Origin of the sequence: Paenibacillus sp. CH40 (assembly GCF_024213605.1) — a bacterium.
Classification (GTDB): domain Bacteria; phylum Bacillota; class Bacilli; order Paenibacillales; family Paenibacillaceae; genus Paenibacillus; species Paenibacillus polymyxa_B.
The window spans coordinates 1-11,811 of sequence record NZ_JANAVQ010000004.1 but is presented as its reverse complement, the minus strand read 5'-3'; the positions used below and the strand labels follow the sequence as shown (position 1 = coordinate 11,811).

General features: G+C 37.8%; 10 protein-coding genes. 7 read left to right on the top strand and 3 right to left on the bottom strand.

Annotation, left to right across the window (positions count from 1 at the left end):
• The first annotated feature begins 163 nt into the window (after nucleotides 1–163).
• From NLX73_RS13240 to NLX73_RS13220, 5 genes are all read left to right on the top strand, one after another.
• Nucleotides 164–316, top strand: coding sequence for an FDLD family class I lanthipeptide (locus NLX73_RS13240; RefSeq protein WP_103048208.1), 153 nt, complete (start codon nucleotides 164–166; stop codon nucleotides 314–316).
• 76 nt (nucleotides 317–392) lie between these two features.
• The gene (locus NLX73_RS13235; RefSeq protein WP_254326402.1) at nucleotides 393–1,655 is read left to right on the top strand and encodes a lanthionine synthetase C family protein; all 1,263 of its coding nucleotides are present in this window, start codon (nucleotides 393–395) and stop codon (nucleotides 1,653–1,655) included.
• A 49-nt stretch (nucleotides 1,656–1,704) separates the two neighbouring features.
• Nucleotides 1,705–2,382 (top strand): winged helix-turn-helix domain-containing protein, encoded by a 678-nt coding sequence (locus NLX73_RS13230; RefSeq protein ID WP_254326401.1) that lies wholly within the window; start codon nucleotides 1,705–1,707, stop codon nucleotides 2,380–2,382.
• Nucleotides 2,383–2,509: 127 nt separating this feature from the next.
• Nucleotides 2,510–5,611: a lantibiotic dehydratase gene (locus NLX73_RS13225; RefSeq protein ID WP_254326400.1), complete on the top strand. Its 3,102-nt coding sequence runs from the start codon at nucleotides 2,510–2,512 to the stop codon at nucleotides 5,609–5,611.
• A gap of 154 nt (nucleotides 5,612–5,765) precedes the next feature.
• Nucleotides 5,766–7,499 carry an ABC transporter ATP-binding protein gene (locus tag NLX73_RS13220; RefSeq protein ID WP_254326399.1) on the top strand — a complete coding sequence of 578 codons (1,734 nt, stop codon included), beginning with the start codon at nucleotides 5,766–5,768 and terminating at the stop codon, nucleotides 7,497–7,499.
• Nucleotides 7,500–7,542: 43 nt separating this feature from the next.
• Here NLX73_RS13220 and NLX73_RS13215 read toward each other — a convergent pair whose 3' ends face one another.
• Nucleotides 7,543–7,866, bottom strand: coding sequence for an AzlD domain-containing protein (locus NLX73_RS13215; protein WP_039269810.1), 324 nt, complete (start codon nucleotides 7,864–7,866; stop codon nucleotides 7,543–7,545).
• Nucleotides 7,863–8,588, bottom strand: a complete 726-nt coding sequence (locus NLX73_RS13210) for an AzlC family ABC transporter permease (RefSeq protein WP_254326398.1) — start codon at nucleotides 8,586–8,588, stop codon at nucleotides 7,863–7,865. Before NLX73_RS13210 ends, NLX73_RS13215 begins: the two co-directional genes overlap by 4 nt.
• Before the next feature lie 389 nt (nucleotides 8,589–8,977).
• Between NLX73_RS13210 and NLX73_RS13205 the strand changes: the two genes are divergently transcribed.
• Entirely contained in the window at nucleotides 8,978–9,277 is a 300-nt protein-coding gene (locus NLX73_RS13205) for a hypothetical protein (protein ID WP_254326397.1), read from the top strand.
• Nucleotides 9,278–9,621: 344 nt separating this feature from the next.
• On the opposite strand, the gene NLX73_RS13200 is transcribed toward NLX73_RS13205, so the two are convergent.
• Nucleotides 9,622–10,047: a hypothetical protein gene (locus NLX73_RS13200; protein ID WP_254326396.1), complete on the bottom strand. Its 426-nt coding sequence runs from the start codon at nucleotides 10,045–10,047 to the stop codon at nucleotides 9,622–9,624.
• Nucleotides 10,048–11,125: 1,078 nt separating this feature from the next.
• On the opposite strand from NLX73_RS13200, the gene NLX73_RS13195 reads away from it, so the two are divergent.
• Nucleotides 11,126–11,464, top strand: coding sequence for a hypothetical protein (locus NLX73_RS13195; RefSeq protein ID WP_254326395.1), 339 nt, complete (start codon nucleotides 11,126–11,128; stop codon nucleotides 11,462–11,464).
• The last annotated feature ends 347 nt before the right edge of the window (nucleotides 11,465–11,811 follow it).

The window sequence follows — 11,811 nt, the reverse complement described above, 5'->3', positions numbered from 1 at the left end:
TGTCACTAAAATCTAGTGTGCTGTCCTTAAAAATACTAAAAAGTAATAAAGGTTTATCTTAAATGTATTCGTTGAAATTAAGACAAATGTAAGAAATATATAAAGTCTAGTTAAGATTATATAACTTATAATAAAATTGTAAAAAATAAAAGGAGGTAACAAGATGAAAAATCAATTTGATCTGGACTTGCAAGTAGCCAAAAATGAGGTTGCTCCAAAAGGGGTTCAACCAGCCAGTGGTCTTATCTGTACTCCTTCATGTGCAACAGGTACTTTGAATTGTCAAGTTAGTCTTACCTTCTGCAAAACGTGTTAATAACGAAAATACATGGAAAAAAGGCACGGTTTCTATAACCGTGTCTTTTCCAGTTATGAAAATGAGGGAAGGATTTATGGCTGAAGATTTGAAGGGGAGATCAGTTGAAATCAGTAAGTATATAGCACAAAAGCTAATAGACCTATCATATACAGAAAAGATAGTTAATCATACAAACAACCTTTCACCTTCACGTGGAAAGTCCCCTTGGAATCCTAGCTCGCTTGCCGATGGAATTCCGGGTGTGTTAGTGCTGTTGTCTGAATGGGGTTATCTGGAGCCTGATCAAAATTGGGCAGAGCATGTGCATAGTCAGTTACGGTACTTAGATGCTAACTCTCTATTATTATTGCCTCGTATTTCTCTTTATTATGGAACAACCGGAGTAGCTTATGGCATATTGTTAGCTTCCAATAACAGAGCTAATTATAACAAACTAATCTCTCAGCTTAATAAGTATATTGAAGTAAAGTGGGGAGATTTACCTGTAATTGGTACAACTACAGAGTTCAGTACGCAAATGGATATCATCAATGGACTGCTTGGAGTGGGTAGATACACACTGGAGGTTACTGAAGACAACACGATGTGTGATCTGTCCCGTCAATTATTAGATACCATTACGCACTTTATACCTGAATATATACATTTGTCGTCAAGGGAAGATTCGGCTTCAATCCATCTAGGTTTGGCGCATGGTATCACCGGAATACTTGCACTGCTTGTCACTGCCCTACAAAAAAAGATCAAAGTTGAAGGATTACAAGAGGCTATAAAACATATAGCCGATTTTTTGCTTATTCAAATTCAGGAGGATCAATATGGCTGGTATTGGCCTGTAAACTCTCAAGTGCCTTCAATGAACAAGAGAGTGAAAAAAGTAGGGATGAGAGAAATCGAAGGCTGGTGTCATGGAACCTTTGGAATAGCTTGGACATTACTCAGAGCAGGAATTGAGTGCAGTAATGAAGAATGGAAAAAGATAGCGGAAAAAGCTATGGAATCCATATTTTGTTTAGATGATGAGCTACTAAATGCGCTATCCCCTACTTTCTGTCACGGGTTGGCTGGTTTGCTTCATATAGCTCATAGATTCTATAACTTAACCGATAATCTAGCAGCGTTACGCTTTGCCGATCAGATAGTTTTAAAGTTAGTAAATTTATACGATGAAGAGCTCCCATTTGGATACCAGGATTTGGAGGGGACAACTCATGTTCATAATGTAGGAATACTGCAAGGAGCAACAGGGATTGCGTTAAGTTTGCTGGACTATGGAATTGGGAAAGAACATCTTAAATATTCAGGGAGATGGAGTGAATTGTTTCTAATTTCTTAAGGGTGCTACCTTATTGCTTTATCTGAAGCATTGGTTTTGGGGGGATTAGATGAAACAAAAATTTATGGTTATATCATCTTTTAGGAAGATTAAGCATTTTTTTGAGACTTTAAGCACTCCAGAAAACATTCGAATCATGTTTTATGATTCGCTTTATCAGGCTCTACCGGAGATTGATGAGCAGTGTATCGGTGTAGCTTTGAATCAGGATCAAGTAACGCTAGAGGACTTGTCTTACTGGCACAGCATTAAAGAAAAATTTACAGTTCCATTTATCTTTCTTTCCTATCATAGTGATGATCAACGGCAACTGGATCTCCTCAAACAATTGTTTTCAATGGCTTCATCTGAATATGGAATGAAAAGAGAACAGCAGGCTATTAGTTTATCACCCAATGTCATTTTTGATCCTGCTGGAAAGGTTATTTGGAAGCAAGGGCATGAGCATATGCTGACTATGATGGAATTCCGATTATTAATGTATCTTCTTACTACAAAAGAGTGTGCTTCTACGATTGATCACATTATAGACAGAGTCTGGGGAGTGGATGCTTTTACTACGTCTAATACGGTGTATGTGCACATCCGAAAATTGAGAGAGAAAATAGAAGATGATCCAAGTCATCCCAAAATTCTGGTAACATGTCATGGAATCGGTTACAAGTTGAATATATTTCCTAAAAACTTGGAGGTGGTCAGTTGTGAAGAGACAACTGCATTACACTAATGCTCATAAACTACATAATGAAGTGAGAGATCGGGATGAAAGATGGTTTAGTGCATGTGATTTTTTTCTAATCAGAGCTCCATTACTACCACTAGACCGATATTTTCAGGTGTTTTCGGATCAAAATGTGGACAGCCAGCTTACTTTGGAGGAAATAACTCGTCGATTAAAGTTGGCATCCCAAGAAGCTGTTGTTCAAGAAGCCATATCATTAGCCTCTCCGTCCCTAATGCAGTTTCTACATTACTTGAAAGATGGCCATGCTTTGGATGATAAAGGAGAGCTACAAAAGTATGAGAAGACGCTGAACAGCTTTTATCGGTATTTTATTCGGATGACTACCCGAACGACTCCATTTGGGTTGTTTTCAGGAGTGGGGCAGGGAATTTGCGGGAAGACTACCGATCTGGATATTGGTAGCTATCCTAAGCATCTGAAGAGAGCCAGACCTGACATGGAATGGATATATAAACTGATTCAAAAAATAGAAGCTGATCCGGCCATATTTAATCAACTAAAGGTCTTCCTAAACAAAACGGTTATGATCAAAGGAAATCGAGCCAAATTACCATTCCGACCTAAGCATGGAGCAGCAGAAGCTGATGATTCGGCAGAAAATTTTAATTCCATTCGGTTTACTGACGTTGTTCGAATGACGTTTGAAGCTGCTGAACATCCAATTCGAGTGATGGAACTCAAAGAAATACTATTAAAGGCATTCCCTGACGCTACTTTGGAAATCATAGCTGATTATTTGCAGCAACTAGTAGAACAAGAGTTTATTTTGAGCGAGCTTAGACCTCCATTAATGGATCATTCACCCTTTCATTACATATTCGAAAAAATTAAAAAACTGGACATTTCCGATCCTTGGATTCACATTTTACACGAAATTGATGCTTTATTACTTCAATATAATCAATGCACAATTGGAGAAGGAGAGAAGGTCTACCGGAAATTATGTGACAAAATGCTGGATATCATTTCTGTGAAAACACCTGTACAAGTTGATGTTAAATTGGATAAAGAAGTAACGCTGCCGAAACATGTGCTTGATGAGGTTTCATTAGGGGCTGAAGTCATGTGCAAATTGTATGCAACCCCCAAAACGGATGAATTGGCTGAATATTTGAATCGTTTCTTGGAAAAGTACGGTGTGTATCAGGAGGTTCCTATTCATGAACTGTTTGATGAGGATTGGGGTCTGGGTATACCGGAAATGTATCGTTCCAATGAAAAAAAATCAATGGGCATGGAGGCATTTAAACGCAACGCTGTTCTCTTTCAATGGGTTTCGAATGCCATTTCTAATCATGAAATAGAACTCGCCCTTACAGATGAACAGTTAGAGCAACTGATGATTTCTGATAACTACGACACTTCCCCAGAGTCAATGGAGATCTATTATAGTATATTTGCTGATTCTCCTGAAAAAGTTGATTCTGGAGATTATTCGCTTTTACTTGGAGCCAGTGCTGGCTCGAATAGAGCGGGTAAAACCTTTGGACGTTTTCTGGATATGTTTAGTGAGGAGTTTGTACAAAAATTATCTGAAATATATGATCATCACCGATGCTTTCATCCCGATGCCTTATTGTCAGAGATGGTTTTTATGCCGGAACAGGGGAAAATATCCAACATCTCATTAAGCAAAAATTTAATGGAATATGAGATTGTATCGGGAACCACGTCTTCTAAAGATGAGGACCATACGCTCTGTATTGATGATTTAGTGGTGGGTGCTACTCATGATCGTTTTTATGTCAAGTCCAGACGTTTGGGTAAGGAAATAATCCCCTTGCAAACACACATGCTGAATTACAAGCTTTCACCACATATATTCAGATTTCTAACGGATATTACTAATAAAGAGATTGGTACGTGGTCTTATTTTGACTGGGGGCCATTAGAGCAGTCCCCTTTTTTGCCAAGACTAGTATATAAAAAGATCATTATTAGTGCTGCGCAGTGGAAACTGAGCAAAGCTTCATTGAATATTTCAGAATCATGCGAGTCCAAAGAAGGCGAAGAACTTTTCCAGGTGTGGAGACAACAATGGAATGTACCGCGCTATGTTTACCTAACGATGGGGGATAATCGCCTTTTATTAGACCTATGCAACCTCTTCCATATCAAAGAATTGCTACATGAGGTGAGCAAGATACGCGAAGGACAGGAGCTTCTTCTTACCGAGTGTTTGGATAATCCCTTCCATACCCCATTACAGGGGACAGCAGGAAGATATATGGGGGAATTTGTGTTTCCACTAAAGAAGAAAAAATTAAAGGTGAAACCGAGTATCCCTAGTTCACAAAATCATATTGATTCTCCAAACTTCATTGCTCATACTTCTTCCAGCATTCATAGAGGCATATTTCCAGGAGGGGAGTGGCTATACCTTAAATTGTACGGAGTCAAGGAAAGAGAGACTGACCTGGTAGGCTTAAGCCTAGGGCATCTCTTAAAACAGCCGGGGTTTAAGGATTGGAGTCGAAAATTTTACTTTTTACGATACGTTGATCCTGAACATCATATCCGTCTACGGTTTCAGGGAGAACCAGAAAAGCTATGGCTTGTTGGCTTGCCTCAATTAAATCAGTGGGCAGCCGAGTTGCGTGAAGAGGGGATAATTACGAATATGGCCATAGATACATACCATCCTGAATTGGAGAGGTATGGAGGACAGACACTTATGGAGCTGGCAGAACAGGTTTTTGACGCGGATAGTCAATGGGTCATCGCCTATATGAAGGGAATTCGCTCTAATGCTTTCAATCTGGACATAGAGATAGCGGCTGTGATTAACATTATTCATTATCTGAGTGGTTTTGGCTTAACAATTCAGGAGCAAGTGAGCTGGCTAGAAGAGAGAATTGATTGCAAGCCTCATATGAAGGCGTTTAGGGATGTCAAAAAAACATTGATTACCACTGTAGAAGCGAATTATGAATGGATTGGACAAGCAGATACGGCCACACAGGTTGCTTTCTTAGCACTTGTAGAAAAAAGACAGACTATGATTCAGCAGTATGCTCAAGCGATAATCCTGGCTAAAAATAATCACGAGCTTACCAATCATCCTGATGATATTTTGGGCAGTATCATTCATATGCATTTGAATCGTCTGCTTGGTGTAAATAGGGAGCGAGAAATAAAATGTATGGCTTTAGCTAAGCATACAGTAGCTAACCTGTTGCATAGGAAAGGGGTAAGCTATGTCACAGTCTAATGGACAAACCAATGACCTGATCTCTTTGTCCTATAAAAATATATTTCGTACCTTTCTATTTTGGCCTCGTATATTCAGACTGCTTTGGGACACACATCCTTCCTTTTTGATTGCTATACTCATTACGAATTTGTTGAAGGGTGCAATTCCTGCTGTGATTCTTTTAACCACGAGAGAATTAATTAACAGTGTCGTGGCGGGAGCGTCAGGGGGAAGCTTTCAACCTGTATTTATAGCTTTTGGCGTCTTAATCGGTGTCAATTTGCTGTACGATCTGATCAATATTGGCGAAAGCTTTTTTCGTAAAATGTTTCAAAGCCGGCTATCAAACCAGGTAAATATCAGAATTATTGAAAAAGCACAAAAGATGTCTTTGCAGTCGTTTGAGGATGCAGATGTGCAAAATATGCTTCAACGTGCTCAGGGAGAGGCAGATTTTAGGCCGTTTGAAATATTTACTCAAATCCTTGCTATTATTAGCAGTGTTGTAACCTTATTTTCGACGGGTGCGATTCTTATCGCATGGAGATGGTGGGCATTCTTATTCATTTTTCTCATTCCATGCTTGTCATTCTATTCTTTTTTACGTATCGGGCAAAGAGAATTTAATGTTCACTTTCAAAGAGCAGGAAGACAACGTGAATCCTGGTATTTGTCATTTTTAGTGACAAGAGATAATAGTTTTAAAGAAGTGAAAATATTCCAACTGGGAGACTATCTACGAAAAAGATACAAAACGATACTCGAAGGGTTTTATCGCGAGGATAAAGTGCTAGCGGTTCGTAGATCCTATACTTCTCTTGTATTTCAGATTGTAAATCAGGGTGCGTGTGCATTTATTATTTTCATAGCCATACAAGCCACTTATGTTGGTCAAATTTTAGTGGGGAACTTGGTGAGCTTAATTCAGGGTATCACGTTAACTCAGTCAACATCGCAGAGCATTGTACAAGGGCTTTTAAGCTTGTGTCAAAATAATTTGTATATCAAGCAGCTATTTGATTTTTTAGATATGCCGGAAGAGGCAAAAATACAAAAAACGGTTCAGCAATTGCCTTTGTCCGCTATTCATAGTATTGAATTCCGGAATGTATCGTTTAGATACCCGAACACGGAGGAGAATGCCATTTCTAATGTTAGCTTCAAGCTTCATCAAGGAGAGAAGCTGGCGATTGTAGGGAGAAATGGATCGGGTAAATCAACGATCGTGAAGTTACTAACTCATTTGTATTCCGATTTTGAAGGAGAAATCTTAATTAATGGACACTCTATACATGAATTGGATAAGGACATTTTTAGAGAAAAGATAGGCGTTGTTTTTCAGGATTTTGTACATTATGAGATGGCTGTTAGAGATAATATAGGCTTTGGTCATGTGGCTTCCAGAGAAAATGATGAGGCTATTTGGACAGCTATAGATAAGGCGGGAATTACAGATTTGATAGTCGGCCTGCCTGATAAAATGAATACCTTGCTTGGAAAATGGTTTGAAGATGGACAGCAGCTATCTGGAGGACAGTGGCAGCGTATTGCAATAGCCAGGGCTTTTATGAGAAATGCCGATATATATGTTTTGGATGAACCGAGCTCTTTTTTGGATCCACATGCGGAGAAAGAGGTTTTTCAAAAGTTTGATCAGCTTATTCATGAGAAAATTGGAGTGTTTATATCCCACAGATTGTCCTCCGCACGTATGGCGGATACCATTATTTTAATGGAGGAAGGCAGAATTGTAGAAGCAGGTAGCCATGAACGCTTAATGGATATAGACGGAGTGTATGCAGAAATGTTCAGGCTTCAAGCCTCCTCGTATCTTTCTCAACGAGAATCTGACTTTGAGGAAGAAGATCTGTCGCCCTCGTTAGTAAGGACGACAGGTGGATCATAAGAAATGGCAGATGCCCTCCTATTGTAGGAGGGCATTTTTATCTTCACCACAATAGTCGAACTACAGCCATACTCACAATACCGACAACGACGGTAGCCAGCAGGTTTTTGCTCCACAAGGCGGTCACTAGCGTAGGAAAGACAGCCATAAGCACTTGCCCATTAAGAGTGACTGAGGATTCGGTTCGGACGAGCAAATTCTCCATCACGAGGGCCGTGAATATGCAGATGGGAATATAGGAAAGCCATTGTAGCACTGGTTTGGGGAGCGCCAGCCTTTGCAGCACGACAAAGGGAATGATCCTTGGGATGGCTGTGACAATCATGGCACCGATAATGATATACAGGACATTGGGATTAATGCTCATTTGTCGGTTAACACTCCAATCGTTGCGGTGACCATGGTTGCTACAATGACGGCGATATATGATGGCACCCACCAGGACAAAAGGTACATCAGAACAGCCATACATAGCACAAGCAGCAGACGATGCTTGAGTTTGGAGGTCTGGACACTTTGGAGCTGGGAAATAAGCAGGGCAAGGAACATCGCAGGCAAGGCAAAGTCCAGACCAAAAGTCTCCGGCCGGGAAATCCAGTTCCCGAGAACCCCTCCCGCCACACAGGATGCAATCCAAGCGAGATAAGCTGTAATATTAAGCCCGTTCATCCAGCGGTCACTGACCTGCCCGCCTTTAGCCAATTTATCCGACGCTACTCCAAAGGATTCGTCCGTCAAAAGAGCGCCGATGCCTATGTTTTTCCACAATGAATATTTAGAAAAGTAAGGAGCCAGCGACGCACTTAACAGCAGATGACGAGCATTCACAATGAATGTCGTTAAAATAATGACGGATGGAGGACTGGCTGCAGCCAGCATCGAGCACATAATAAACTGAGAGGCTCCGGCGTACACAAGCGCTGACATGAAGGCAATTTCCATGGTGCTAACCCCTGATGAGGCACCCACAATGCCTGCCGCGAACCCAATACATACATAACCGAGCAATGTAGGAATACAATCTTTAACCCCATGTAAAAAGCTGAGTGAATCGGGCTTCGTTCCGCTCAACTCCGAAGCTATGGACATTTTAACCATACCCCCAGTGTATAAATTTTATAATAGTATATAACGTAAGTTGTAAAGTATCAATATATTATACGTTTGTACGTTATATTGAATAATGTCTATAGCGAACACACAGGGAGAATGTCCGTTGTAATTAGTTTTGTCATTATATGAAATATGTTTTGTCATTAAACTTGAATTAGATGTCAGTGCCTGCGACCTTGATGGTTCAGGCATTTTTTACTTTCAGTTATTTATTTTCTTGATTAACGCTAACTTTTTTCGGCAACAATGGCTTATAAGAATGCAATTAAAACTTGATAATAAAATGTCATTTTAGAGGTGATAGCAGTGAACTGGGTCGGTAAAAGATCATGGTTACATGAGGATGAACTTTATTCAAGAGTCAAATGCCAGAATTAATAAATTGGTATATCCAAAGGAAAGAAGAAGTAACCCAAATAAATAAAATTGAAACAGAACGTATAAGACTTGAGAATGCAATAACAGCCATATGTAAATTATATAAAGAAGGGGTTTCAATATCGCATCAAAGAATTACTGAAGAAACCGGTATAGAAAGAAAATATTATAGAGTACATTCTCTTACAACTATTATGAATTCAATAATTTATGATCTTTATAATTCAAAAATAACAGTGTATGAGCTCGAAGTGCTTTTGCAACAGAATAAAAGTGTTGAGGATTAGAAATCAATTTTTATTAAGCATTTAGCCTAATATCTAATTGAGCTAAAGCAACTTTGTCAATGTTTCGATATCGTTTAAGATTTACTTTAAACTATAATAATGTTTTCTTTAGGCATTAACTTTTATTATCAATTTTTAAAAAACTATGAGCAATTATTTTCTTAAGTGGCTTTTTTTAAATTATGAATTAATTGAAAGATATTGTACTTTTTCAAACTGTATGCGTGGAAGTAACCAGTAATTCATCTTCCTTTGATGCAGTAGCTGAAATATATAGATCAAACTCATTTCTTGATTTCTCGTCATATATATTATTACTTTTCTTTAAACATAAGCATGAAACATCAATTGAAAATCGATAAATCTTTTTTGCTCGTACCTTCCTCACATTTTTGTAGTAAAAACGACCGATAAGCTCTTTCTAACCAAATAAATTCCGAGGATTGAACAAAAAACTCAAATTTTTTTAATCTAGGGTAAAAATTTCTGCTGCCTTTGTTTCTTGAAATAAAATCATTTAAAACAAAATAAAAGTTGTATGGGAAGTTTTTGTACATCCAATAAACATTTGCATAAGCAAGTGCCTCATCATAACCATTTTTGCGATGATTACTTTGATTATAAAAAGCTATAATAACACCTTCCTTCATTCCTATAAAATGCTTAGCACCAATTAACAAGTGAAAACTTCCATACGCCAATTTAAGATATTCAGAGAAACTATCAATATTCGGCAGAATTAAATTTTGGTTTAGCAATGCTTCATACATTCTTTTCTGAGATTCAAAGATTCAAGAAGCAACGCATTTTGGCATATCTCAAAATTTGCATTCTCTAATTTGGAATTACAAGCTTCACATTCATTTCCTATAAAAGTGCTATGAGTAATAGGTGAAAAGCAAGTCGCGCAACAATCTTGCAATCTAGTTTTATGTATTAAACATAAATGTAAAGGGTGAATTCCCCAATGCAAACGATGATAGTGCTTTAAACTAATACAGACCGGACAGTATTTAATTTTATTTTTCAGTAATACTTTATTAAACCAATCACTGGTAATTAATCTGAGTCTCCAAGCATAAGTGTGCTTGTAATAAGGATAATTCTGTGTATTTGTTCTAATTGATAGGTTTTCAATTGCTCAAAGAGGAAAGTCACTGTTTACAGCCTGAGTATAGGATAAACCTAATTCCTTTATCAATGTGTTTGCAGAATTAAAACAATTTTTATATACCAGCCTAAAAAAATATCCTGATATACTTTCATCCTTTTCTATGGTAGGTCGTAAAGGTAGATGATTGATTATATTGCACATCTTTTTTCTTCCTATCTTTATGAATATTTTTTTAAAAACCATAAGACCATTCATTCAGCTCACTTCTCGCTCAGTATAAACATATTCCAAATAAATAATACCTACTATATAAAAATTTGATATGTTTATATAAATAATAATTTCCTTTTTGATTATAGATATATCCCAAAAAAGTACTTATGATTGATACAATTACTAAACATAGTCGGCCAAAGATTCGTAATTTCAAAAAAATTAAATTATCTCAAGAACTTGGTCAAAAAGCTGTTCTTATTTTCCATGAAAGTTTCTGACTTAAAAAGTTTCATGTGCTTCTACCTAAAGTATTCGATAAAAAATAACCGCTGTCCTCAGAAAGAGCAGCGGTTATTTTTTATCAATCATTATTGGATTAATTATTTTTATTCATGGCGGGGAATGGAATAGCGGATCAAAAGCTGATATCGAGTACGCCAATCGACGTTATGCAAAGGGGGGATATTACCGCTAACATTGATTATTCTCTCGTGAAAAGAAAAGCAATAGGGGGCACTATGAACAAGATGCTCGATGATTTTGAAGCAAGCATCAAACATATCAACGAAAAGACTACAGAACTTGGTTACCATGTAAATAAACTAGCCTTGTCTAACGCTTCCGATGGAGAGTTGGGCTATTCTTACGAAGTCTGGTCCCAGCGTCTTTTAGCTCAGCACGTTCGTAAATACGCTTTGACTGAAGGTTATGAATGTTTCTCCCCGTCGAAACGCCGCGCTGTGAAGCCTCAAAGATTCATGGTACATATACGGTATATAATGAAGAAAAAAATTCAAAAGTATATGAGGAGTACAGTAATAGAATTGATTTTGATAAGTCACTTACTATTTGTATAATTTACATGTAGTAATCAGGAAACCTAAATGATATATTATTTATCCGGCCGTAAGATAGGCTGTGATGCAATGGTTAGATGGACTTCAAAAATTCAAGGGCTCACCTACAGGTATTATTTACCAGTAGTGTGGATCGAAAAAGTATGATATATTATTTGTCCGGCCCAAGAAAAGCCAAATGAAAATTTGATCTTTGAAAACTGAACAACGAGTGAGTAAATTGATTTTGTTCGCAAAATCAAACAAGAGATATTTTATCTCGTCAGTTTCAAAATGAGCTTATCGCTCTTTCTATAAACCAACTTCGGTTGGTCTTTAATGGAGAGTTTGATCCTGGCTCAGGACGA